Origin of the sequence: Rhizobium sp. GR12, assembly GCF_036596185.1 — a bacterium.
Classification (GTDB): domain Bacteria; phylum Pseudomonadota; class Alphaproteobacteria; order Rhizobiales; family Rhizobiaceae; genus Agrobacterium; species Agrobacterium nepotum.
The window spans coordinates 95,989-119,317 of record NZ_JASXTH010000012.1; the positions used below are offsets into that span (position 1 = coordinate 95,989).

The 23,329-nt window shown below is 59.4% G+C and carries 21 protein-coding genes; 17 read left to right on the forward strand and 4 right to left on the reverse strand.

Going from position 1 to position 23,329, the window contains the following annotated elements; translation table 11 throughout:
- Window positions 1-34: 34 nt before the first annotated feature.
- Genes QSK43_RS20585 through QSK43_RS20605 form a run of 5 tightly spaced genes read left to right on the forward strand, consistent with a single transcriptional unit; the run spans window position 35 to window position 5,693 of the window.
- Window positions 35-1,537 carry a sugar ABC transporter ATP-binding protein gene (locus tag QSK43_RS20585; protein ID WP_332305030.1) on the forward strand — a complete coding sequence of 501 codons (1,503 nt, stop codon included), beginning with the start codon at window positions 35-37 and terminating at the stop codon, window positions 1,535-1,537.
- On the forward strand, window positions 1,527-2,504 hold the full coding sequence (locus QSK43_RS20590; RefSeq protein WP_045019995.1) for an ABC transporter permease: 978 nt from the start codon (window positions 1,527-1,529) through the stop codon (window positions 2,502-2,504). The genes QSK43_RS20585 and QSK43_RS20590 overlap by 11 nt, the downstream gene beginning before the upstream one ends.
- Window positions 2,505-2,542: 38 nt before the next feature.
- On the forward strand, window positions 2,543-3,274 hold the full coding sequence (locus QSK43_RS20595; RefSeq protein ID WP_332305031.1) for an SDR family oxidoreductase: 732 nt from the start codon (window positions 2,543-2,545) through the stop codon (window positions 3,272-3,274).
- 27 nt (window positions 3,275-3,301) lie between these two features.
- Window positions 3,302-4,912: an FGGY-family carbohydrate kinase gene (locus tag QSK43_RS20600; protein WP_332305032.1), complete on the forward strand. Its 1,611-nt coding sequence runs from the start codon at window positions 3,302-3,304 to the stop codon at window positions 4,910-4,912.
- A 55-nt stretch (window positions 4,913-4,967) separates the two neighbouring features.
- Window positions 4,968-5,693, forward strand: a complete 726-nt coding sequence (locus QSK43_RS20605; RefSeq protein WP_045020210.1) for an SDR family oxidoreductase — start codon at window positions 4,968-4,970, stop codon at window positions 5,691-5,693.
- A gap of 136 nt (window positions 5,694-5,829) precedes the next feature.
- Here QSK43_RS20605 and QSK43_RS20610 read toward each other — a convergent pair whose 3' ends face one another.
- Window positions 5,830-6,126, reverse strand: coding sequence for a PRC-barrel domain-containing protein (locus tag QSK43_RS20610; RefSeq protein ID WP_332305033.1), 297 nt, complete (start codon window positions 6,124-6,126; stop codon window positions 5,830-5,832).
- 214 nt (window positions 6,127-6,340) lie between these two features.
- On the opposite strand from QSK43_RS20610, the gene QSK43_RS20615 reads away from it, so the two are divergent.
- From QSK43_RS20615 to QSK43_RS20630, 4 genes are all read left to right on the forward strand, one after another.
- Window positions 6,341-7,180, forward strand: a complete 840-nt coding sequence (locus QSK43_RS20615) for an inositol monophosphatase family protein (protein WP_332305034.1) — start codon at window positions 6,341-6,343, stop codon at window positions 7,178-7,180.
- A 53-nt stretch (window positions 7,181-7,233) separates the two neighbouring features.
- Window positions 7,234-7,842 (forward strand): dual specificity protein phosphatase family protein, encoded by a 609-nt coding sequence (locus QSK43_RS20620; RefSeq protein WP_332305035.1) that lies wholly within the window; start codon window positions 7,234-7,236, stop codon window positions 7,840-7,842.
- Window positions 7,836-9,518 carry a metallophosphoesterase family protein gene (locus QSK43_RS20625; RefSeq protein ID WP_332305036.1) on the forward strand — a complete coding sequence of 561 codons (1,683 nt, stop codon included), beginning with the start codon at window positions 7,836-7,838 and terminating at the stop codon, window positions 9,516-9,518. Before QSK43_RS20620 ends, QSK43_RS20625 begins: the two co-directional genes overlap by 7 nt.
- A gap of 96 nt (window positions 9,519-9,614) precedes the next feature.
- Window positions 9,615-11,258, forward strand: coding sequence for a Na/Pi cotransporter family protein (locus QSK43_RS20630; protein WP_332305037.1), 1,644 nt, complete (start codon window positions 9,615-9,617; stop codon window positions 11,256-11,258).
- A 43-nt stretch (window positions 11,259-11,301) separates the two neighbouring features.
- Here QSK43_RS20630 and QSK43_RS20635 read toward each other — a convergent pair whose 3' ends face one another.
- A complete protein-coding gene (locus tag QSK43_RS20635) occupies window positions 11,302-12,288 on the reverse strand; it encodes a LacI family DNA-binding transcriptional regulator (RefSeq protein WP_332305038.1) in 987 nt (328 codons plus the stop codon).
- 518 nt (window positions 12,289-12,806) lie between these two features.
- On the opposite strand from QSK43_RS20635, the gene QSK43_RS20640 reads away from it, so the two are divergent.
- The 7 genes from QSK43_RS20640 to QSK43_RS20670 all read left to right on the forward strand — a co-directional run bounded on the left by QSK43_RS20640 (window position 12,807) and on the right by QSK43_RS20670 (window position 20,949).
- On the forward strand, window positions 12,807-14,660 hold the full coding sequence (locus QSK43_RS20640; RefSeq protein WP_332305039.1) for an ABC transporter permease: 1,854 nt from the start codon (window positions 12,807-12,809) through the stop codon (window positions 14,658-14,660).
- A complete protein-coding gene (locus tag QSK43_RS20645) occupies window positions 14,660-15,793 on the forward strand; it encodes an ABC transporter ATP-binding protein (RefSeq protein WP_332305040.1) in 1,134 nt (377 codons plus the stop codon). Before QSK43_RS20640 ends, QSK43_RS20645 begins: the two co-directional genes overlap by 1 nt.
- A gap of 44 nt (window positions 15,794-15,837) precedes the next feature.
- On the forward strand, window positions 15,838-16,965 hold the full coding sequence (locus QSK43_RS20650) for an ABC transporter substrate-binding protein (protein WP_332305041.1): 1,128 nt from the start codon (window positions 15,838-15,840) through the stop codon (window positions 16,963-16,965).
- 62 nt (window positions 16,966-17,027) lie between these two features.
- Complete coding sequence (locus QSK43_RS20655; RefSeq protein WP_442967868.1) at window positions 17,028-18,128, forward strand: ABC transporter substrate-binding protein; 1,101 nt, start codon at window positions 17,028-17,030, stop codon at window positions 18,126-18,128.
- An 82-nt stretch (window positions 18,129-18,210) separates the two neighbouring features.
- On the forward strand, window positions 18,211-19,296 hold the full coding sequence (locus QSK43_RS20660; protein WP_442967869.1) for an ABC transporter substrate-binding protein: 1,086 nt from the start codon (window positions 18,211-18,213) through the stop codon (window positions 19,294-19,296).
- A 134-nt stretch (window positions 19,297-19,430) separates the two neighbouring features.
- Window positions 19,431-20,273: an inositol monophosphatase family protein gene (locus tag QSK43_RS20665; RefSeq protein ID WP_332305098.1), complete on the forward strand. Its 843-nt coding sequence runs from the start codon at window positions 19,431-19,433 to the stop codon at window positions 20,271-20,273.
- A gap of 49 nt (window positions 20,274-20,322) precedes the next feature.
- A complete protein-coding gene (locus tag QSK43_RS20670; RefSeq protein ID WP_332305044.1) occupies window positions 20,323-20,949 on the forward strand; it encodes a dual specificity protein phosphatase family protein in 627 nt (208 codons plus the stop codon).
- Window positions 20,950-20,954: 5 nt separating this feature from the next.
- Here QSK43_RS20670 and QSK43_RS20675 read toward each other — a convergent pair whose 3' ends face one another.
- Both QSK43_RS20675 and QSK43_RS20680 read right to left on the reverse strand, forming a co-directional pair.
- On the reverse strand, window positions 20,955-21,362 hold the full coding sequence (locus QSK43_RS20675; RefSeq protein ID WP_442967870.1) for a transporter associated domain-containing protein: 408 nt from the start codon (window positions 21,360-21,362) through the stop codon (window positions 20,955-20,957).
- Complete coding sequence (locus tag QSK43_RS20680) at window positions 21,346-22,362, reverse strand: DUF1402 family protein (RefSeq protein ID WP_332305046.1); 1,017 nt, start codon at window positions 22,360-22,362, stop codon at window positions 21,346-21,348. Before QSK43_RS20680 ends, QSK43_RS20675 begins: the two co-directional genes overlap by 17 nt.
- A gap of 258 nt (window positions 22,363-22,620) precedes the next feature.
- Here QSK43_RS20680 and QSK43_RS20685 point away from each other — a divergent pair, with 258 nt between their 5' ends.
- Entirely contained in the window at window positions 22,621-23,286 is a 666-nt protein-coding gene (locus tag QSK43_RS20685) for a transglutaminase-like cysteine peptidase (RefSeq protein ID WP_332305047.1), read from the forward strand.
- The last annotated feature ends 43 nt before the right edge of the window (window positions 23,287-23,329 follow it).

The following is a 23,329-nucleotide window of genomic DNA, read 5'->3' on the forward strand; positions in this document are numbered from 1 at the left end:
GGCGGGATATGTCCCGACTATCGAGGAGGGTGAAATGCTGGAACTGAATGGAATAAGAAAAAGCTTCGGCAAGATCGAGGTCCTGCGTGGCGTTAACCTGCAAGCGCGCCCCGGCGAGGTGCATGCGCTTCTGGGAGAGAACGGCGCCGGCAAGTCTACATTGATGAAGATCCTGTGCGGCATTTTGCAACCGTCGGAAGGCACGATCCGCATCGACGGAACGGATCGCCGTTTCGCCAATTATGACGAGGCGATCGCCGCCGGTATCGGCATCGTGTTTCAGGAATTCAGCCTGATCCCCTATCTCGATGCGGTCGAAAACATGTTTCTTGCCCGCGAAATTCGTGGGCCGCTGCGCCTGTTGAACAAAGGCGCCATGCGCAAGCGGGCAGCCGAGATCATGAGCCGTCTGGCCGTGGACGTTCCGCTCGACGTTCCCGTGCACCGCCTTTCTGTCGCCCAGCAGCAATTCGTGGAAATCGCCAAGGCGCTTTCGCTCGATGCCCGCATTCTCGTTCTCGATGAGCCGACGGCGACGCTCACTCCGTCCGAGACCGAGCATCTTTTCAAGGTCATGCGCGAGCTGCGGCGTCAGGGCGTTGCGATCATCTTCATTTCCCATCACCTCGAGGAAATATTCGAGATCTGCGACCGCATCACCGTGCTGCGCGATGGCGAACTCATCGGTTCCTGCCTGACCTCGGAGGTCGATAATGACCGTCTGGTGGAGATGATGGTTGGCCGGCGCATCGAGGCCAGCTTTCCACCGAAACCTGACATCGATGTCTCCGCGCGCAAGGTGATCGAGGTTGAAGAGCTTCAACTGAAAAAAGGCGGCCCGATCTCGCACTTTTTCCTGCGGGAAGGCGAAATACTCGGCTTTGCCGGTCTTGTCGGTTCGGGACGCACGGAGACGGCGCTCGCCATGCTCGGCGCGCATTCCGCCTCTCGTCGCAAGCTCAGGGTGGATGGTGTGGAAACGCGGTTTTCCGGACCGGACGAGGCTTTGGCGCGCGGCATCGGCCTGCTGCCGGAAAGCCGCAAGGAGGAGGGGCTGATTACAAGCTTCTCCATCCTGCAGAACATTTCCCTCAACAATTATCGCAAGTACCCCAAGGCTCACTGGTTCATCGACCTGAAAAAAGAGCTGGAGCACACCACAAAAGCCATGGCGCAGGTGCAGGTCAAGGCGCAGGGACCCTATGCCAGGGTGGATACGTTGTCCGGCGGCAACCAGCAGAAGATCGTCATCGCCCGCTGGCTGAACCACGACATGCGCGTTCTGATCTTCGATGAGCCGACACGCGGCATCGATGTCGGCGCAAAAGCGGAAATCTACGCGCTGATGCGCGAATTCGCCGCCAAGGGCTATTCGATCATCATGATCTCCTCGGAACTGCCGGAAGTGATCGGCATGTCGGATCGCGTCTGCGTATTCCGTTCCGGCGGCATCGTCGCCACCGTCGAGGGCGCGGATATCAATTCTGAAACAATAATGACAAATGCCACCACCGGGAGGGTTGAACATGTCGCTTGATGCAAATACCGGCGTTGCCGCGAAAACGAGCGGTTTTGGTCTGGGCAGCGTGCTGCGCTCACCGCTGGCCCTGCCTTTGGCGGGCCTGATTGTCGTATCGATCCTGATGGGGCTTGCGAGCGACAATTTCTTCAGCGTGAACAACATCATGAACGTGCTGCGACAGGTTTCCGTCGTCGGCATTCTGGCCGTCGGCATGACATTCGTCATCCTGACCGGCGGCATCGATCTGTCGGTCGGTGCGGTCATGGCGCTGGTTGGCACATTATCGGCCGGCCTGATGGTGAATACCGGCCTGCCTGCCGCGCTCGCCTTGCCGGCGGGGCTGTTCATCGGACTGGGCATTGGTATCTTCAACGGCGCGCTTGTCGCCTGGGGCAAGATGCCGGCCATCATCGTCACGCTTGCAACCATGGGCATGGCGCGCGGCCTCGGCCTCATCTATTCCGGCGGCTATCCGGTCAGCGGCATTCCCAGCTGGATTTCCTGGTTCGGCGTTGGCCGTATCGGCGTCGTTCCGGTGCCTGTTATCATCATGGTGGTGATTTATGCCGTGGCCTGGGTGCTTTTGCAGCGCACGGCCTTCGGCCGCCACGTCTACGCGCTCGGCGGCAACGAGCTGGCGGCGCGCCTTTCCGGCGTCAAGACCCGGCGCGTCAAGCTTGCCGTTTATGGCATCTCGGGCGTGACGGCAGCCCTTGCCGCCCTCATCCTGACCGGCCGGCTGATGAGCGGCCAGCCCAATGCGGGTGTCGGCTTCGAGCTGGACGCCATCGCGGCCGTCGTTCTCGGCGGCACGGCGATTGCGGGGGGCAGGGGCCTGATCCTCGGCACGCTTATCGGCGCGGTGCTGCTCGGCATCCTCAATAACGGTCTCAATCTCGTGGGTATCAACCCGTATCTGCAGGACGTCATCAAGGGCGCCATCATCCTGCTTGCCATCTATATCGGGCGCGAATGGCGCTGAGCCGGCTCAAAACATCTTTAAAAACGCAGGAGAATTAAATGTCTGAATCGCTGCAAGGCAAGATTGCGGTCATCACCGGCGCCGCATCCGGTATCGGTCTCGCCACCACCGAGGCGCTGCTGGAAAACGGCGCGACCGTGGTGATGGTCGACTGGAACGAGAAAGCCTTGAATGAACTTGCCGGCAAACTCGGTAAGCGCGCCATCCCGCAGGTCACCAACCTGCTGGATGCGGATAGCTGCAACGCCATGATCCCGGAAATCCTGAAGAAGGTCGACCACATCGACATTCTCTACTGCAATGCCGGCACCTATATCGGCGGCGACCTCACCGAGACGACGCCCGAAGCCATCGACAAGATGTTGAACCTCAACGTCAATGCCGTGATGAAGAACGTACAAGCCGTCGTGCCGCACATGTCGGAGCGCAAGACCGGTGACATCATTGTCACCTGCTCGATCGCCGGACATTTCCCGACCTATTGGGAGCCGGTCTATTCGGGTTCGAAATGGGCGATCACCAGCTTCGTACAGGGCATGCGCCGCCAGATGATCCCGCATGGTGTGCGCGTCGGACAGGTCTCTCCCGGTCCGGTTGTTTCTGCACTTCTGGCAGACTGGCCGGAGGAAAATCTCCGCAAGGCGAAGGAATCGGGTAGCCTCATCGATGCGAGTGAAGTGGCGGATGCGGTGGTCTATATGCTGACCCGCAAGCGCACCGTCACCATCCGCGACATGCTGGTACTACCCACCAATTTCGACCGCGTATAATCGCCTGTCGCAAGGAGTATATCGAAAATGGCTTCCTACCTGATTGGCGTCGATGTCGGGACCGGCTCCGCACGCGCCGGTGTCTTCGATGTGGCGGGCAAGCTTCTGGCCACCGCCAAGCGCTCGATCACGATGCACCGCGAGGATGGCGGCATTGCCGAACAATCGAGCGATGAGGTCTGGAAAGCCGTTTGCGACAGCGTGCGGGAAAGTGTCTCGCACGCCGGCATCGATCCGGCAGCCGTAGCTGGCATCGGTTTTGATGCCACCTGCTCGCTCGTGGTGCGCGGGCCTGATAATGAGACCTTGCCGGTTGGCGCACCGGATCATCCAGAGCGCGACATCATCGTCTGGATGGATCACCGGGCCGTCGAACAGGCGGAACGGATCAATGCGGGCGAACATGCTGTTCTCAAATATGTCGGCGGCCGGATTTCCCCGGAAATGCAGACGCCGAAGCTGCTATGGCTTCGCGAAAACAGGCCGGACATCTATGCGTGTACAGAACACTTCTTCGACCTGACCGACTTCCTCACCTGGAAAGCCACTGGCGCACTCGATCGCTCCGCATGCACGGTAACCTGCAAATGGACCTATCTCGCCCATGAAGAGCGTTGGGACGCGGATTATTTCAGCGCCATTGGGCTTGGCGATCTGGCGGAGCAAGGTTTTCGCCGCATCGGTGAAAGCGTCGTCCATCCCGGCACGGCGTTAGGCGAAGGATTGACGGACGAAGCCGCAAAAGCCATGGGGCTGGTTGCAGGAACCGCCGTTGCCGCCGGTCTGATCGACGCCCACGCCGGCGGTGTGGGGACAGTGGCTGCGGGCGGCGACGCCTCGCGATGCCTTGGTTATGTCTTCGGCACTTCTTCGTGCACCATGACGACCACTGCCAAACCCGCTTTCGTGCCGGGTGTCTGGGGTCCCTATTATTCCGCCATGGTTCCCGGCGTATGGCTCAATGAGGGTGGTCAATCCGCCGCCGGTGCCGCCATCGATTATCTGGTGCAATTGCACCCGGCCTTTGCCGAGGCGAAAGCGCTTTCCGAAAGAGAAGGCAAATCATTGCCCGCATGGCTGGCCGACCGCGCGCTGGCATCGGTCGCATCCCCTTCCGCAGCCGTGCGGATTGCCGATAATTTTCATGTTGTGCCGGAATTCCTCGGCAACCGCGCGCCCTTCGCCGATCCCCATGCGCGGGCCGTCATCGCCGGTTACGGCACCGAGACGGGTGTGGATTCCCTTGTCGCACTTTATGTGGCGGGGCTTCTCGGCCTGGGTTACGGGCTTCGCCAGATCATCGAGACGCAGGCGCGCCATGGCGCTCCGGTGGAAACGATCAGTGTCAGCGGCGGAGCGGGCGCCCATCCGCTTGCCAGACAGTTGCTGGCGGATGCAACGGGATTTCCCGTGGAACTGAGCGAATGCGAGGAGCCTGTGCTGCTCGGATCGGCGATGCTCGGCGCGGTTGCCGCCGGGACCTATCCCGACCTGATTTCCGCCATGCCCGCCATGTCGCGTATCGCCAAATGCTCCATGCCGGACGCCGCGTTCCAGCAGGCGCACCAGTCTCGGTACGAAGCGTTTCTGGCGTTGCAAAATGCGGCACGCGCCATTCGTTCCGCAAACCATTCCTGAAGCGCCACAAGCCTATATCGTCCGGCCGCCATGGCCGCAAAATAAAGAGGATTCCATGCAGTTTTCCGGAAAATCCGTCATCATCACCGGCGCAGGAAAGGGTATTGGCCGTGCCTGCGCCATCCTGATGGCTGCACGCGGCGCTGAAGTCGTGGCAATCAGCCGGACCCAGTCCGACCTCGACAGCCTGAAAAGCGAAATCGGCGGCCGCTCGATCCGCGTCGATCTCGCCGATGTTGCTGCAACGCGGGCGGCGATGGCGCAGGCGGGTCCGTGCGACTTTCTGATCAACAGCGCGGGCGTCAATGTGCTCGAAAGCGTGCTTGATATGAGCGACGAAGGTTATGAGGCCGTGTTGGGCATCAACCTGCGCGCCGCTCTCGTCACATGCCAGGAATTCGCCCGCGCCCGTATCGCAAAAGGCGGCGGCGGTGCAATCGTCAACATCACCTCGATTGCCGGTCATCGCGGCTTTCAGGATCATCTCTGCTACGCCGCCTCGAAGGCCGGGCTGGAAGGGGCAACCCGTGTCCTCGCCAAAGAACTCGGACCGCACGGCATTCGCGTCAACGCTGTCGCGCCGACCATCACGCTTACCGAACTGGCTGCGGAAGCATGGAACGATCCCGCGAAAAGCGAACCGATGATGGTCCGCCATCCGCTCAGGCGGTTCGCTGAGGCCGAGGATGTGGCGCAGAGCATCGCACTGCTTCTGTCGGATGATAGCGGTATGATTTCCGGGGCGGTGTTGCCTATCGACGGCGGGTTCCTCGCCGTCTGACGGGAGTTTGTCCCGCAACCTTCGCCGATAAAATACGAAAACCTCTCCTCCATAAATCCTCGAGCAAGCCAAGGCCGAATGGGGAGAGGTTTGTCGTTATTTTCAGTCCGGCTGTTCGCCGGGCTTTGACTGAAGATTAGTGATGGTGCTCAGGCATTTCCTTCAGCTGATCTTTCGTCCATGAGGTAACCGCGTGGACATCGCCGTCCTCGTCCCGCATGAAATCGAGATCGCTGAGCGGGACGGCGACAGGTTTTGCGCCGATGCCGAGAAAACCGCCGACGTCGATGATCGCAGTGCTGCCAGACCCGACGCCATGGACATGATCGACCTTGCCGACCTTGTGGTCATCTGCGCCATAAACGGTCGCACCTTCCAGCACGGATGGGGTCAGTTCCGTTTCGACGAGGCGTACATGATTGGTGTGATCCACTGTTTTTCCTCCTGCTAGGGTTACAGGACAGGAACTCCTCCAATGCGAAACCGTTCCATCGCTCGCCGCATGACCTTGCGAAAAACTGGCTATCCGGAAACAAATTGACCGGTATGACATCGAGCAGACAATCAGTTAAAAATCGCGCTTGAAAAGAATGAACGCGTGTGCAATATGAACGCGTGTTCAATCATTTGAGAGATGGTTATTTCGCATGGACCTGATGCCTGATCCGGATACGTTGGCAGCCCGTGCCGAACTGTGCCGCAGCGTTATTCTTTCCGCCGGCGAACTGGTGCTGAAAGGCTTCCAGGGCGAGGCGACACGCAGCTTCTCGATGAAGGGTCCGCAGGACTTTCTGACGGTGACGGATGCGGCCTCTGAAGCGCATATTCGCGGCGCGATCTCGGCTTGCTTTCCCGAGGACAGTTTTTTCGGCGAGGAGGGCGGCGGAGTGATCGGCGACCGCGTCTGGGTCGTTGACCCTGTGGACGGCACCGCGAATTTTGCCCGCGGCATTCCGCATTTCTGCATCTCCATCGCCTATGTCGAAAACGGGCAAACCGAAATCGGCGCGATCTATAATCCGGCTCTAGGCGAACTTTATTTCGCCCGGCGCGGCGAGGGGGCGACGCGCAACGGACAGCCTATCTGGGTTGCGCAGACGGAGCGTTTTGATGCGGCCTCAATCGAAATGGGCTGGTCTACCCGTATCGCGAATGCCATCTATCTCGATGTTGTCAAAAACCTGCTCGATATGGGCACCAATGTGCGCCGTGCCGGTTCTGGTGCGTTGGCACTTGCCTACGTGGCCGATGGCCGCTCCGATGCCTATCTCGAATTGCACATGAATTCATGGGATTGTCTTGCGGGACTGCTACTCGTCAGCGAAGCTGGAGGCGACGTTTGCCCTTTCCTGGAAATTGGTAGTCTTGAAGACGGCGGACCGGTGCTGGCCGCGGCCGGTGGCGTTGCGAGCGGCGTCAGCCAGGCATCGAAGATACCTTTGGCGAAGCGGCAGCCGTCGGATCGGCAGCGCGCCATATCGGCCTGAATTTAGGCGAGCGCCCGTCCGTAAAGGGCGCTTGGTGCATGTGGAGGAATGACATGGATGGACCCGTTTATGCCCGGCCCGCGATGAGCCTGATTGCTGAAGGGCTCGGCCCGCATAACGTCGCGCTCTATATCGGCGGCAGCGATGGTGCGAGCGACCTCGGGCTCCTGCGCCGGCACGGCATCACCACCGTCGTCAATTGCGCCGTCAATCTGGATATCAATCTCGTTCAGGCGGTGGCCGAAGAGGGTGACAGGCGTGCCGTGGGCTATGGCGATATCCGTTATTACAAGCTCGGTCTTATCGATGGCGAAGGCAGCCCGGACACGATGATGCTGGGAGCTTATTATATTCTCGACGGCGCGTTGCGGCAGACCATGCCGAAGCGCGAAACCTATCCGTTCCCCGACGGTGGCAATGTACTCGTCAATTGCCGCAGCGGTCGCAGCCGCTCGGTCTCGCTGGTGGCGCTTTTCCTGCACAAGCAGCAGCCGAACCTCTATCCCACCCTCGACGATGCACTGGCCGTGATCCGCATGAAGCGGGAATTGCGGCCTGACGAATGGTTCGAGACGCCAAAACCCATGCTTTATGCTGCCGCCCGCCGTGCCTCGGAATGGATCGATATGGTCGATGGTAGAAAGACTGTCCAATCATGCTGAAACGCACGCTTCCCTCCGTCGCCGTCATTGCCGACGCCCATTTCCATGACACTGCTGCCGATTTCGGTTTTCCCGGCATAGAGGTCGATGGGGAGCGCATCACCATGCGCAGCTGGTCGGATACCCGCGAATCCACCCGGGTTTTCAACGAAAGCGCCGATGCGCTGTATGCCGCACTCGAAGAAGTGCGGAAGCGGGACATTCGCCATGTGGTGCTGCTTGGCGACTATACCGACGACGGCCAGCGCGCGACATCCGAAACGCTGAAGGGTATTCTGGAGCGTCATCGCGATGCCCACGGCACCGCCTTTTATGCGCTGCCCGGCAATCACGATATTTTCGGTCCGCGTGGCCGGCATCATACCAAGGAGTTCCTGACGGAAAACGGCAAATGCCTTTCCGTTTCGAGCGATGCGCAGCGGGCCGGTGAGCGGGTGGTAATCAGCGACCGTATGTATTGCGAAGGCTACCCCGCGGGCCTCAGGCCGATGGCGGCTTTCGGCTATTTCCGTCAGCCGGACTATCTGCATTGGGAAACACCTTTCGGGCTCTCCGATGCGGCGGAAGACCGCCTTTACGAGGTGCGTTCGCCGGACGGACGCAATGTTTATCGGCTGATGGACGCATCCTATCTGGTTGAGCCGGAGCCGGGCCTCTGGCTGCTTATGATCGACGCCAATATTTTCGAGCCGCTCGACGGCTCTTTCGAGAGGGGTGAGGAAGCGGCCTTTACCGACAGTACGTCCGGCGGCTGGAACGCACTTTTGCGCTGCAAGCCCTTTGTCATCGACTGGATTGCCGATGTGCGCGAGAGGGCGCAGGCGCGTGGTAAGACTTTGCTTGGTTTTTCCCACTATCCGGCGCTCGATCCTTTCGATGGCGCAAGCGGTGCCGAAAGTGCGCTGTTTGGCGAAACCAACGTCGTGCGCCGCACACCGCGCAAGGCGGTTGAGGATGCACTGGTTGAGGCCGGGCTTCAGGTCCATTTCAGCGGACACCTGCACGTGGAAGGCGTAACCCGGCGCGGGGAGGGGGAAACATCGCTCACCAATATCGCCGTGCCGTCTCTGGTTGCCTTTCCGCCCGCCTTCAAGATCGTCCATCCCTTGCAACACGAGATTTCCGTCGAAACGGTGGAAATGGCCGCCCTACCGCTAAACAGTCGCATTTGCCTGGGGTATGCACAGGAAACTGCACTTGCGGGCGAGGACGAGGACCGCGCATTTGCGGCCGGCAATTATGGTGATTTCCTGCTTGGCCACAAACGTGCGCTGATCAGGCATCGTTATTTCACCAAGGAATGGCCAGCCGGGATCGTGGCGGCGATTGCGGATAAAACCGTGTCCGAGGTTATCGGTCTGCTTGGTGAAAAGAGCCTTGCCTCGCGTGATGCCGGGCTGTCCTGCGATCTGCCGATGTTCGAGCTTATTGCCGACTGGTATTGCCTGCGTCAGGGCGCGAGCCTGGCGCTCGCGCATATCGAGCCTCAACGGCTTTCCCTTTATCGGGCGCTGGCGGAGCGTTTTGGCCGCGAGCCCGATCAGCACGATGGTACGGTCAAGAGCTTTATCGAAATCTTCTTCGGTGCCCTTGGACTATTTCTCGATCGCGCAGAAGGCGGTTTGCGGCATCTGCAACTCCGTCTCACACCACAACGTCAATCCATTGCGGTGTAATCCGAAGGTTTTTCGCCGCAATCGACGATGTGAACGGGGCAGATCAACGGTCCCTCGAGGGCGATTGGCGGCAAGCACGACAGGCGAGGTGATCTAGTGGAATCGGTCGTTGTCAGCATCAATCTGTTCGGTGCAGTGGCGCTGCTGCTGTTCGGGCTTGGGCAGATCAAGGATGGAATGTCGCGTGCCTTCGGCGCCAAGCTTCGCATCGGCCTAGCAGCCGGAACGCGCGGCGGGTTTCGCTCCTTCATCGCCGGCCTCGTGGCGACGATTGCCCTGCAGAGTTCGACAGCTACGGCGCTGATGGTTGCCTCCTTCGTCGAAAAAGATCTCATCGCACCCGCGATGGCGCAGATCGTGCTGCTCGGCGCCAATGTGGGTACCGCAACCACCGCGTGGATTGTTGCACTCGGTCTTGGCTGGCTGTCGCCACTGCTGATCCTTGCCGGTGTCATCTTGTTGCGTGGAAAGTCGGTGCAGCGGCAGGGTGCCGGTGCGGCCCTTGCCGGTGTGGGGCTGATGCTGCTTTCCCTGCATCTTCTTTCTGCGGCGACAGATCCCATTAGGCAGTCGCCGGCGCTTAACCTCTTCATTTCCATGCTCGGAAATGCCCGGCCGGTCGCGTTGATATTTTCTGCGGTGCTGGCCGTGCTGGCATCTTCCAGCCTTGCCATCGTCGTCCTTATCCTGTCGCTTGCGGCAAGCGGCGGCATCGAAACGAGCCTCGTCATCGTGCTGGTGCTCGGCGCCAATCTTGGCGGCGCGGTTCCGCCGGTACTGGCGACGTTGAAGGCGCCGGTGGCGGCCCGGCGGGTGGCGCTCGGCAATCTCATCGTCCGGACGACCGGCTGTGTCGCAGCCCTGCCTCTTGCCGGATACGGCGCAGCACTGCTCGAAATGTCGCCTTTCTCCCACACCAATCTTGCGGTTGATGCACATCTCCTCTTCAATCTGGCGGTCGCTGCGATAGCGTGGCCGCTGTCGCCTTTGTTGCTGCGGGTGACGACCGTGTTATTGCCGGAAAAAGAGGGCGCCGAAAGCGGCCGCAGCTATCTCGACAGTCACGATCTGAGCCAGCCGGTTGCTGCTCTTGCCGGTGCAAGCCGCGAAGTCATGCTGGTCGGAGACCTGATCGAGCGCATGCTGCGTCAGGCAAGTGAAGCCATGCGCGACAGCGATCCTTCGAAACTCAACGGTATCAGCACGCTGGAAGGTCGAGTGGATAGTATCCAGCACGCTATCAAGGTCTATGTCTCGAAGGTTAGCCAGGATGGATTGTGCCAGAAGGACCAGCGGCGCGCGATGGATATCGTCGAATATGCCATCAATCTCGAACACATCGGCGATATCATCGAAAAGGGCATACGCCCGGAAATCGCCAAGAAGATCAATCTCGGTCTCAGATTTTCCGATGACGGAAAAAGCGAGCTGGAACGTCTTTTCTCCATAACGCTCGACAATATCCGCATGGCGCAATCCGTTTTTGCCACCCGTAATGCCGACCTTGCCCGCCGGCTGGTGGAGGTGAAGGAAGATGTGCGCCGGCTGGAAAAACAGTCATCGGAGCGTCATCTCCAGCGTCTGCGCGACGGCCGGACCGACAGCATTCAGACAAGCTCCGTACATCTCGACATGCTGCGCGATCTGAAACGCATCAACGCCCATATCGCCGCCGTCGCCCATCCGATCCTCGATGAAAGCGGTCTCCTGATCGAAAGCCGGATCAAGCAGGCGGGTTAAAGCCAATTCGGCCGAGCGGCGCGTGGTTTTCCAGAGTGCTCTTCTAGCGCGCGGTGATCCGCTCTACCATTTCAACGGGCACGACCTGAAGCCGGGTCTCGGGCTCGTCGCTGTCGAGGGCGGTCAGGACCTTCTCGGTCAGTGCGTCAAAGGATTGGGCAACGGTCGTCAGCTGATAGCTTTTCCAGCCCGCTTGCGGAATATCGTCGAAACCGACGATCGACAGGTCTTCCGGAACCCGGCGACCCATTTCCAGCCTGGCCGCATCCATGAAGCCGAGTGCCAGTAGATCGGTTACGCAGAAGGCACCGTCTATCGTCTTGTCCGTCAGCAACTCGCAGCCTGCCTGATAGCCGCTGTCATAACTCGTCGGACCGCCCGACCACGGAACGACCTCGATACCCTCGATGGTCATCCGCTGGGTGAAGGCGCCGGCGCGGCGCAGCTGTGCCGGTGTCTGGCTGCCGCTGGAAACGACCGCGACCTTCCGGCATTTTGCCGCCACAAGCCGCATGGCGGCGAGATCGGCGCCGTGCGAATCGTCGCTCAGCACCATGTTGGTATCGGTCCGGTCGAGACGCTGGTTGATGAGGATGAGACGCACGCCATTGGCGATGCACTCGTCGACGATCGAGGCCGGCGGCTCGCCGGAGAGAACGACGATGGCCTGGGCGCGAAACTCGAAGAGCAGCTCAATCAGCGGCGCGATATCCTTGCGTGCATCGGCCGCGTTCAGCAGCAGGCATTGCAAGCCGCGACGCAGAAGGCCGATGCTGAGAAGATCGAGCTGCTTCGAAATGAACGGCGAGCTTAGATTGGCGCCAACCACACCGATGAGATTGGATCGGTCATTGTTGAGGCCCTGGGCCAGACGGTTGACGCGGTAGCCAAGTTCATGCGCGGCTTTCAACACCTTGCGCCGAACGGCCTTCGATACGCTGCCGCCGGGGGTGAAGGTGCGCGAAACGGCGGAGCGCGAGACCCCGGCCTTTTTCGCCACCTCTTCGGCCGTCACGAACCCTCTCGCCATTCAACTCCCCCGTTGCAAAACCGTATGTCTGATATCACAGGCCATAGCGTGCCGACTATTCCAATCGAAATATTTCACGTGCGAGGCGCTCTTGTCGAGGAAAGGCGGTTCTCGCTTTCGCCTGTAAATATATCGTCCTTTCCATTCTCATTCCGCGCGAAAAGATGATCGCTGTTGCTTTGATATAAAAATTTGCAAAACACCTTCAATAAAACCGTTTAAAAACAAATATATAAATCAATGATCGCGTGTGCATTTTTTCATTGACAAAATGCCGCTTAGGATGGATCATGCATTCCAAGGTCAAGTGTTATATGGAATATTTATTCCATATTTGCTTGCCGGCGATGTTTCCGGGAGGAGCTGGATCATCGTTGCTTGCGGGCCTCATGTGCCCGCTGCTGAAGCATTGACACATTGCTCATGTTCGACGCACGCGCCGCCTGTCCCGCAGGTTGCGCGCAGGCACATGCTTGCCGGCGTGTCGGGGCAATGTCGCGGCCATATGGGGAGGAATAATGGCTCTTTTAAGCGAATCAACGAAGGCGGAGGCACTGGGGCGTCCCCCGGCGACCGCGCCTTCGGCATGGCAGGCCTGGCGATATCGCCTCAAGGTCGCGCTCAGGGAGCCGACAACGCTGATCGGCGTGCTGACGGCGCTGCTTTTCACCTATCTGATCGTCGTTCCGATCATCTCGATCGTTCTGGATGCCGTGCGCGTCCAGTTCGGCCACGAACGGCGTCTTGGCAAGGATGTCGGTGACCTCACGCTCTATTATCTTGACAGGGCGTTCTTCTCACCTGTCGCAACGGATCTTTTCTGGCATCCGCTCTTCAACACACTCACCGTTGCCTTGGGGGCGATTGTGCTTTCGCTGGTCATCGGCACGGTGCTTGCCTGGCTTATCAGCCGCACGGATATGTTCGGTCGCCGCTGGTTCGCGACCGCACTGATCGTGCCCTACATGCTGCCCGCATGGACCTTCGCACTCGCCTGGACGACGCTGTTCAAGAACCGCACCGTTGGCGGCCAGCCCGGCTGGTTTGAAGCGATGGGGCTGACACCGCCGGACTGGGTGGCGTATGGGCGCTTCCCGATCACCATCATCCTTGCCCTGCATTACACACCTTTCGTCATCCTGCTGTTCGGCTCGGCGCTCCGCCGCTTCGACTCGCAGCTGGAGGATTCGGCCCGCATTCTCGGTGCCCGTCGGTATCAGGTGGCTATGCAAGTCATCCTGCCCTTGATGCGCCCAGCGCTGCTGTCTTCCATGGTTCTGATCTTTGCAAAGTGCCTTGGCGAATTCGGCGTACCCTATGTTCTCGGCCTTCCCGTGAAGTTCGAAGTCCTGTCGACTTCGTTGTTCCGCAGCATTGCCTCGCGCCAGACCGGTGTCGCCGGTGTCGTTGCGGCCTCAATCATGCTCATCGGCATCATCACGCTGATGATCGATGCCCGCCTGGTCCGCGAAGCCCGCCGTTTCGTGACGATCGGCTCGAAGGGGTCGATGAACCGGCAAAGCCGTCTCGGCAAAATGCGTCTTCCGGCAACGGGCTTTGCGGCCGCTGTCTTCATTCTCAGCGTCGGTCTGCCTTTGCTCACACTCGCTCTCTCGACCGTCATGAAGATGCCGGCCAAATTCACGTTTGACAATTTCACGCTCGACTACTGGATTGGCAGCAATCTCAACACGGTGGCCTTGCAGACCGGCGTTCTTCTGAGCCCCGATCTCTGGGCGGCCGCGAAAAATACGATGATGATCGTCGGCCTTGCCTCACTTACATCGGGCATCCTCGGCCTGCTGGTCGGATATGTTGTCATCCGCACGCCGGTGCGCGCCCTGTCGGTCTATCTGCGTCAGGTCACGTTCCTGCCCTATCTCGTGCCCGGCATCGCCTTTGCTGCCGCCTATCTATCCCTCTTTGCAGTTCCGCGCGGGCCGATGCCGGCGCTCTACGGCACGGTGACAATCCTTATATTGGCGCTTATCGCCGACCAGATGCCCTATGCCTCGCGTGCCGGTATCTCGGCCATGACACAGCTTGGAAAGGACCCGGAAGAAGCGGCGCAGATTGCCGGTGCAGGCTGGTTCCGCCGCATGGTCTCGATCGTCATCCCGATCCAGAAGGGATCGCTGGTGACGGGGGTTCTGCTGCCCTTCATCTCGGGCATCAAGGGCTTGAGCCTTTTCGTGATCCTCGCGGTGCCGAGCACGGATGTTCTGACCACCTATTCACTGCGGCTGGTCGATTACCACTATACGCAGGCCGCAAACGCCGTGGTGCTGATCATCGCCGGTATCGCCTATTTCGGCACTCTGTTGGCCCAGAAACTGACCCGCACAAATCTTGCAGAAGGACTTGGAAGCTGATGCCTACCATCAACCTGCGCGGGGCGCAGAAGAACTATGGCGTGAATTCCGCAAATGCGGTTTCCGATCTCGATCTCGAAATCCGCGACGGCGAGTTCATGTGCCTTCTTGGCCCTTCCGGCTGTGGCAAGACCACGACGCTTCGCATGATCGCGGGCCTTGAAAACCTCTCAGGCGGTGAAATCCGCGTCGGCGACAGGGTGATAGACTCCGTCAACGACGGCATCTTCGTGCCGCCGGAAAAGCGCGAAATGGGCCTTGTCTTCCAGAGCTACGCACTCTGGCCGCATCTTACCATCGAGCGTAACACCGACTTCGGCCTGCGCCTGCGCAAGCTGCCGAAAGCCGAGCGGGAGGCACGCGTCGAGCGCGTTATGCAGGCGCTCGACATTGCCAAGTATCGAGACCGTTATCCCTCTCAGCTTTCCGGGGGGCAACAGCAGCGTGTGGCGCTGGCCCGCATGCTTGCCGTCAATCCCGGCGTGCTTCTTCTGGATGAGCCGCTTTCCAACCTGGATGCCCGGCTGCGGCTGGAAATGCGCGCTGAGCTGAAGCGGCTGCACAAGGAGTTCAAGACCACCATCGTTTTCGTGACGCATGACCAGTGGGAGGCCATGACGCTTGCCACGACCATCGCCGTCATGAACGAGGGAACCCTTCAGCAGATGGGCACGCCGAACGATATTTACGACCGTCCGGCCAACCGCTTCGTCGCCGAATTCGTCGGCAGCCCGCCGATCAATATCCTGACCTTTGGCCAGCCCGGTGTGTCTGATATCGCCGACAATGCGGAGGCCTATTTTGCTACGCGTTATCCGCAGTTGCGCGGCATCACCTCGGTCGGCATGCGCCCGGAGGCGATGGGTTATGTCGCAAGGTCGGAGGATGTGCCGCAGGGGAGCCTGTTCGGTGAGATGACGGTGACCGGCGTGCTTCCGACAGGCGGCAGCTGGATTCTCGAATTGAGGAGCGAGAACCACACACTGTTTCTGACCACCCATGCCTTGCCGCGCGTCGACAGTGGCGACCGCGTGTGTTTCCACGTGCCGCCCGACGCCCTGCATGTCTTCGATGCCAAGGGGCAACGGATCACCGAAGCCGACGCCGTGCTGAGGAGCAGTAGCTACAACTGAAAACGACGAAAAGACTGACAATCGCTTGCTGAAGGAGGAGCAGTATGAAGCGGAAAATGACGGGCGGCCAAGGCCGTCTCCTGTGCGCAACGGCAATTCTGGCAACGCTTGGCGGCGTGGCGAAAGCGGAGGAGCCTTTCGACCTCAACGCTCTGATTGAGGCTGCAAAAAAGGAAAAACCGATCACCGTCTATGACAGTACCGGCAAGATCGTGGAAATGGCGAAGAATTTCGCTGCGAAGTATGGCCTGGGCGCGGAGGGGGCGAAGGTAAAGGCGTCCGCGCAGCTGGAGATGGTCATCCGCGAGGCACGGGCGAACAATATTCAGGGTGACGTCTCGATCATCAGCGATGCCCCGGCCGCGATGGCACAGCTCATTCCGATGGGCTTTGTCGAAAGCTGGTTGCCGCCGGATCTCGCCGGCAACATTCCACCGGAATATCAGGATCCGCTCACCGTGGTTACCAGTGCCAATGTCTGGGCCTACAATACCGAGCTTTTCGACAAATGCCCCGTATCCAACATCTGGGAACTGACCGACCCGAAGTGGAAGGGCAAGGTGGCGATGCAGGATCCGCTCGGCAAGGCATCCTATGTCGACTGGTTCAACCAGATGGCCAAGCATGGCGATGGCGAGGTGAAGGCCGCCTATAAGGCGCTTTACGGTAAGGACCTTCAAACAGCGGAGACGAGTGCGACAGCGGCTTGGGTCAAGGCGCTGGCCGCCAACGCACCGCTGCTGACCGATGCCGATGCGGCGGCTGCCGAAGCCGTTGGCACGCCCGGCCAGAAGCAGCCCTTCATGGGCCTCATCAGCTCGGCAAAGTTTCGCGACAATGCCGACAAGGGCATGAAACTAGGCCTCTGCAAGGAGCTGAAGCCGTGGATTGGCTGGCTTTATCCGGGTGTTGGCCTGATCACCAAGGGCACAGACAGCCCGAATGCGGCAAAGCTGTTTATCCACTACGTCATGACTGCCGAAGGCATCGCGCCGCAGGCGATCGACGGCAAGATGTCCACCAACAGAGACGTGAAACTACCCGCCAACGAGCCTTCCGGCATCGGCGCCGTGCTCGATCGCATTCTGCCCTACAGCATGGCCACCAGCCTGGAAGACTGGGACGCACGCGAAACCTGGCAGGACTTCTGGCGCGTGAGCTACGACAAATAAAGGGGGACGACGCAGTGAATATCATGACCAAGAAGCAATATGGTGGCGAGCAGAAGCGGCGAATGGCGGCTTCTGCACTCTCCCTCATCTTCTCGCTGGCGCTTGGCGGTGCTGCCCATGCGCAGGACGCCTTCAATCTCGATGCGCTCATCGACGCCGCGAAGAAGGAAAAACCCATCACCGTTTATGCGGTGACCGGTAAGATCGTCGATACCGCGCAGGCCTTCACCGCCAGATATGGCGTGCAGGCGAGCGGCAAGAAAGTGAACGAGGCAACGCAGGTCGAGTTGATGATCCGCGAACATCGCGCCGGCAATGTCGTCGGCGATGTCAGCGTCGCAACGGATGTCGCTTCCGCCATGGGGGAACTTCTGCCGGAAGGCATTGCCACCAGCTGGTCGCCGCCAGATATGGAAAGCGACATTCCGCAGAAGCTGCGCGATCCGCTCGTTGTCGTTTCGGATCCGCATGTGTGGACCTACAATACCGAGAAATACGACAAATGCCCTGTTACCAACATATGGCAACTGACGGAGCCGCGTTGGAAGGGCAAGCTTGCCATGCTCGATCTGTTCGACAAGCCGCTTTATGCCGACTGGTTCAACCAGATCGAAACCCATCACGATGCCGATGTCGCCAAGGCCTATGAGAACCTTTACGGCAAGAAGCTGGAAACAGGCGAAAAAAGTGCGACGGCCGCCTGGGTGAAGGCCTTTGCAGAAAACGCTCCGCTGCTGACGGATTCGAGCACGGTTGCGGATGCGGCGGGCGCTCCGGGGCAGACCGATCCCTTTTTCGTCATAACCTCGGCAGCGAAATATCGGGACAATGAGGCCAAGGGACTAAAGCTTGGTCTTTGCAGCGGTGTCAAACCGTTTTCCGGTTTCCTCTACCCAGGCTTCGGTCTGATTGCCGGGCAGACCAAAAGCCCGAATGCGGCGAAGCTTTTCCTTCACTATCTGATGACGGAAGAGGGCATTGCGCCACAGACGGTCGACGGCAAAATCTCTGGCAACAAGAAAATCGGCCTGCCGGTAGACGAACCCTCACGGGTGGCCGATCATCTCGACGAGTTGATGGCTTTCGATGCCGCGACGGCGGCCGACGATCTCGACAAGCGCGAAGGCTGGCAGGATTTCTGGCGTGTGAACTACAAAAAATAACGGCAGGGCGGCCGGGAGCCTGCCGTGCCTTTTCCTTGGGAGGGGAACGATGAAAAGAAGCAGCTTTTTACCGATGACGGCGATGGCGATCGCTATTGCTATTGCGGGCTTATCCGCAATGGGCGCTGCAGCTGAAGAAACTTTCGATCTCGATGTAATCTTGGCAGCGGCGAAGCAGGAGAAGCCGATCAATATCTACGACAGCACCGGCAAGATCGTGGAAATGGCCGACAAGTTCAGCGCCAAATACGGGCTGAAGGCGACAGGCGTGAAGGTTTCCGCCAACAGCCAGCTGGAAATGATCATTCGCGAAAGCCAGTCCGGCAACGTGCAGGGCGATGTGGTGCTGATCACCGACGCACCATCGGCGCTCGCGCAGCTTCTGCCGGCGGGATTTGTCAAGAATTACCTGCCGGACGACATGGCGGCGAAAATCCCGGCGCAGTTCCAGAACCCGCTGGCAATCTCCACCAACGCGAATGTCTGGGCCTATAATACGGAAGCCTATGACAAATGCCCGGTGACCAATATCTGGGAACTGACCGAGCCGAAATGGAAAGGCAAGGTCGCCATGGTCGATCCCTTGAGCAAGAGCACCTATACGGACTGGTTCAACCAGCTCGAAGCCCATGGCAACGAAAAAGTGGCCGCGGCCTACAAGGCACATTTCGGCAAAAATATCGAAAAGGACGCGGCCGCAGCCTGGATCAAGGCACTGGCTCAGAACGGCCCTCTTGCTACGGATGGCGACGACCCGGTGGCAGAGGCCGTGGGTGCGCCCGGACAGAAGCAGCCCTTCTTCGGCCTGCTCAGCTCGGCGAAGTTCCGCGACAATGCCGACAAGGGCTACAAGCTCGGCCTCTGCACCGATCTCGATCCGTGGGTGGGCTGGACCTACATCAAGCTTGGGCTGATCGCCTCCAAGACCAAAAGCCCGAACATGGCGAAACTCTTCGTCCACTACATACTGACGGAAGAGGGCATCGCACCGCAGATGAAGGACGGCAAGCTGCCGACCAATATCGACATCAAGATGCCGGCGGACGAGCCGTCGAGGCTGATGAAGGTTGCCGACAAGCTTATGGCCTATGATTCCGCTACCGGGCTCGCTGATTTCGATCGTCGCGAGGAATGGCAGGATGTCTGGCGCGTCAACTACAGGAAATGATCTTGGCTGGCGCGGCGCCAGCCGCGCCTGTCTCTCCTTTGTGAACAAACAGACTGGATACGCTGATGCAAAGCCCTTCTTCGACCGAACATGAACCTGAAAACGAGGAGGCGTTTTCCCGCTCGGTGTGGCTGATGAAAATCGCCGAAGCGGCTGCTCGCGCCGTGCGCGATCCGCTGCTTGCTGCATTCCGCTCCGATATGGCCGTAGACTACAAGGTCGATCTCCACGACATCGTAACCATTCATGACAAACGCGCCGAAGCTGCGATCCGCGCCGTCATTCTCGAACGGGAGCCCAATTCGGCAATAATGGGTGAAGAGGGCGGCCAGATTGGCAGCGGCGAGGTGCAATGGTATGTCGATCCCATTGACGGTACGGCAAATTTTGCCCGTGGCCTTGCCTTCTGGTGCGTGTCAATCGCCGCCGTCATCGGCGGTGAAGCCGTTGCCGGTGTGGTTTACGACCCCGTGACCGACCAGATGTTTTCCGCCGACCTCAAGTCTTCTTATCTCAACGGCGACAGGCTGCGCTCACGCAGCGTTGCCGATGAAACCCGGGCGACACTGATCACAGGCTATCCGGTCTCGCGCGATTTTCGGCTGGATGGACGGGACGCAGCGCTTTCCAATTTCGGTGCGCTTGTCGAAACCTTCTCGACGCTGCGCCGGCCCGGCAGCGCTGCCCTCAGCATTGCCCATGTGGCGGCCGGCCGCACGGATGCCGCCGCCGGTTTCGGCGTCAATGCCTGGGATGTGGCAGCAGCTATCCTCATTCTCAAGAATGCGGGGGGAACATATGAGCCGCTGACCCTCGGAAAAGTGGTGGAGGGTTCGGCCGATTTTCTCTGCCCCGGCTATATCGCCACGGGCGAGGGGGCGAATTACCCGACATTGCAGCGGGTGGCGCGATCCATATCCGCAAGCCGCGTCGCCAAGGCAGCGATCCCGCCAAGCCAGACGGCCGCAAACGCCTGAACAAGCAAAGACATGACGGCCGCCACATCGGCGCCTACGGAGACAAGACATGCCGCAACCGGAAAAGACCTTATCCCGAGAACAGGAAGCCGGCGAATTGCCGAAGCTCAGCCTTATTTATAAGCGGCACCCGCTTTATGGCGTCGATCTTTTCATTTCAGGCAAGGAAGGCGCCAGCGATCTCACGCTTTTGCGTGAAAACGGCATCACAACCGTCGTCAATTGTGCCGTCAATCTCGACTTCAACTTCGTAGAGCAGCCGCAGATCGTTTCCGATCACGAAGGCAGCATCTATGGACCCGGCGAAATCCGTTATTACAAGATCGGTCTGATCGACGGCGACGGAAATCCCGATACCCAGATGGTTGCGGCCCATTACATCCTGCGGGCAGCGCTGGAACAGATTTTGCCCGACAAGCCCTCCTATCCCCGGCGGGAGCGCGGCAATGTGCTGATCAATTGCCGCGGCGGCCGTTCGCGCTCCGTCGCCGTTGTTGCGCTCTTTCTGCACCTGACATTGCCGGTGGAATTCCCGACGCTCGATGATGCCATCAGCTTCGTTCGCGTGAAGCGCGAGTTGCAGGAAAACGAATGGTACAAAGCGCCGAAACCCGTGCTTGCGGACGCCGCCCGCCGTGCCGCCGGCTGGATCTCCGCGATCGATACTGCGAGTTGAAGATGTCATGCATGGCGTCGTGTTGACGCAATTCGCTTGGCAGAGCTTAAGCATCCACACAAGCCCGAGATGATGGAGAAAAGGTCTCTACATTTTGTGAGAAGCCATGCTCCATGGCTTGTCCGGCGCATCACTTCGTCATTCCGAAGTGAGCCCAGCTTTTCCCGGCTCATGTTTCCGGCAGAACACTGTTTCATGCCCGGACCTTTTTCGATGTTCCTGTCCGAACGGGAAACGATCTCGAATTCGACCCGTCCCCCGACCACACGCTCACCCATCTCCGGAAGACGGCTGAGGCGCCAAAGGATGTAGCCCGCAACGGTGGAATAACGATCGGCCTCGTCCACCAGATCGATATTCACGAGATAAGACGTTCTTCTGACATCGACGGTGCCGTTACCGCGATTTCCCACCAATATCCGAGGTCGTCCGTTTATCGACGGCCTTGCCGTCGAGAATGTTTCTCAGAGCATCAAGGCGCTCGTTGATCAGCCATCCATAGTAGTTTTCGACCGGCAGCAGCTTTTTTGCGCCGGCATCTACTGCCACCCGCAGACGTTCGGCACGCCGGCGCGGTTGGCCGACATTGTAGAGGGTTGCGGTGATGCCGGGATTGCCGGAAATATCGAAACCTTTTTCCCTGTAGGCGTCGATGGAATCTCTTAGAATGGCGGCGATGTAGATGATGCTTCGGTCGGGATCCATGACGTCGCGGTAAATTTCCTTCGGCCTGTCTGCGGAGAGTTTCGGCAGGCCGCTGGTCCTGTTCACCAGATCGGTGACCTGCAGGGCCGTCAACGGGCTGATCTGGCCAAGGCCAAAGGTCTGTCCGGCATAGAAAGGCTGAAAGAAGGCCCGCTGGAACGAAAATGCCTCATAGGTCACGCCATCGACGGTCTTGCCCCGAAAACTGGCGTCCCAGACAGTATCTCGGCAGCTCCATTGCTCGGAAGTCGTCGGTAGAGCCTCGCAGGAGCCGAATTCCGGCCGTTCGAGAAATGTCTTCAGGGAAACGCCCTGATAGCTGAATTTTATATCGAGTTCCGCATAGGAAATGGCCTTGACGTAATATGTCTGCAAGCGGTCCACGGCCGTGACGTTGAAAGTGTGTTCCCCGACGATGGCGCCGACAATGTGGATCGGATCGATGCCGTAGGCCGCCGCCGCCTTCCTGATCTTGCCGAGAAGACCCGGCTCGCTGTTTAGAAGGTCGACCGTCTTGCGGAATTTTTCCTCATAGGTCGTGGAGAACGCCCTGGTCCTGATCGCCGAAGCCTGGGGTATTTCCGGTTGTTCGGCCGACCTGTTTCCGGCAGGCACGACGATCATCTGCTGCGCTGCGGCATATGAAGGCAGGCAGGCCAGCGCCAGAATGACAGCGGCCGCGCGGGTGGACTTCGCAAACAGGCTCATGCAGCGTTCTCTATGATGTGGAGTGTTGTTGCGGTGACGGGCCTTTAATAGGCAGGCCGTCCGCGCGTGACAAGTTCACGTCGCTCACTTTCCCGTTGTTGGCCGTTCCAATGCCGCCGCTTCACGCACGATCTTCCGGCAGGGCCACGCTCTGCCGGAACCGTGAGGACCGGAATTATCGGGTTCGTTAAAGGTCGAGCATTTTGTTTCATTGGACCTCAAACCGCCGCCGATAGGTCATGTCGTCAGGAGACGAACATGACCTATCTCATCAAATTGCTGCAAGCATGTTTCATTCTGGCCGTTGCAGGTTTGGCTGCGCCGGCGCAGGCATCTTTTTCGATGCAGACGGGCAAGATCACGTCGCAGCCCATCGGGCACTACGACTTCTGCCAGCGGCATTCGGCTGAATGCCGGCCGATGAAGGCCGTGCCGCCGCTTAATCTTACCCCCGATCTCTGGGCGACCTTCGTTTCGGTCAACAGTTCCGTCAATGTCGAAATCGACCAGCGTACCGACATGGAAGTGTGGGGTTACGAGGACTACTGGGAATACCCTTATAACGGCGCCGGAGACTGCGAGGATCTAGCGCTGGAGAAGCGCAAGCGGCTTATGGAAGCAGGTTTGCCGGTTTCCGACCTCTTGATCACGGTCGTCCGGGACGAACGGGGTGAGGGTCACGCCGTCCTCACGGTCAGGACGGATAGGGGAGATTTCATCCTCGACAATATGAAAACGAAGATTTTTCGCTGGGACGAAACGCCCTATACCTACCTCAAGCGTCAATCCACGGAACATGCCGGTCGGTGGGTGGATATTGATGGCTCCGGTTCGCCCGCCATCGCTGCCCGTGAAGTTGGCCGGGCCACCGCGACCGCCGCGACCGCGCGTCGGAGTATTCTCGACATAGTCATGGGGCGCTGAACCTTTTGCCTCATCGCGGACGCTCACTGGTCCGCGATGAACA

What these genes read in the sequence shown, in the direction of transcription:
- QSK43_RS20585 (WP_332305030.1), top strand. Translation starts at nt 35, where the DNA reads ATGCTGGAACTGAATGGAATAAGAAAAAGCTTCGGCAAGATCGAGGTC.
- QSK43_RS20590 (WP_045019995.1), top strand. Translation starts at nt 1,527, where the DNA reads ATGTCGCTTGATGCAAATACCGGCGTTGCCGCGAAAACGAGCGGTTTT.
- QSK43_RS20595 (WP_332305031.1), top strand. Translation starts at nt 2,543, where the DNA reads ATGTCTGAATCGCTGCAAGGCAAGATTGCGGTCATCACCGGCGCCGCA.
- QSK43_RS20600 (WP_332305032.1), top strand. Translation starts at nt 3,302, where the DNA reads ATGGCTTCCTACCTGATTGGCGTCGATGTCGGGACCGGCTCCGCACGC.
- QSK43_RS20605 (WP_045020210.1), top strand. Translation starts at nt 4,968, where the DNA reads ATGCAGTTTTCCGGAAAATCCGTCATCATCACCGGCGCAGGAAAGGGT.
- QSK43_RS20615 (WP_332305034.1), top strand. Translation starts at nt 6,341, where the DNA reads ATGGACCTGATGCCTGATCCGGATACGTTGGCAGCCCGTGCCGAACTG.
- QSK43_RS20620 (WP_332305035.1), top strand. Translation starts at nt 7,234, where the DNA reads ATGGATGGACCCGTTTATGCCCGGCCCGCGATGAGCCTGATTGCTGAA.
- QSK43_RS20625 (WP_332305036.1), top strand. Translation starts at nt 7,836, where the DNA reads ATGCTGAAACGCACGCTTCCCTCCGTCGCCGTCATTGCCGACGCCCAT.
- QSK43_RS20635 (WP_332305038.1), bottom strand. Translation starts at nt 12,288, where the DNA reads ATGGCGAGAGGGTTCGTGACGGCCGAAGAGGTGGCGAAAAAGGCCGGG.
- QSK43_RS20640 (WP_332305039.1), top strand. Translation starts at nt 12,807, where the DNA reads ATGGCTCTTTTAAGCGAATCAACGAAGGCGGAGGCACTGGGGCGTCCC.
- QSK43_RS20645 (WP_332305040.1), top strand. Translation starts at nt 14,660, where the DNA reads ATGCCTACCATCAACCTGCGCGGGGCGCAGAAGAACTATGGCGTGAAT.
- QSK43_RS20650 (WP_332305041.1), top strand. Translation starts at nt 15,838, where the DNA reads ATGAAGCGGAAAATGACGGGCGGCCAAGGCCGTCTCCTGTGCGCAACG.
- QSK43_RS20655 (WP_442967868.1), top strand. Translation starts at nt 17,028, where the DNA reads ATGGCGGCTTCTGCACTCTCCCTCATCTTCTCGCTGGCGCTTGGCGGT.
- QSK43_RS20660 (WP_442967869.1), top strand. Translation starts at nt 18,211, where the DNA reads ATGGCGATCGCTATTGCTATTGCGGGCTTATCCGCAATGGGCGCTGCA.
- QSK43_RS20665 (WP_332305098.1), top strand. Translation starts at nt 19,431, where the DNA reads ATGAAAATCGCCGAAGCGGCTGCTCGCGCCGTGCGCGATCCGCTGCTT.
- QSK43_RS20670 (WP_332305044.1), top strand. Translation starts at nt 20,323, where the DNA reads ATGCCGCAACCGGAAAAGACCTTATCCCGAGAACAGGAAGCCGGCGAA.
- QSK43_RS20680 (WP_332305046.1), bottom strand. Translation starts at nt 22,362, where the DNA reads ATGAGCCTGTTTGCGAAGTCCACCCGCGCGGCCGCTGTCATTCTGGCG.
- QSK43_RS20685 (WP_332305047.1), top strand. Translation starts at nt 22,621, where the DNA reads ATGACCTATCTCATCAAATTGCTGCAAGCATGTTTCATTCTGGCCGTT.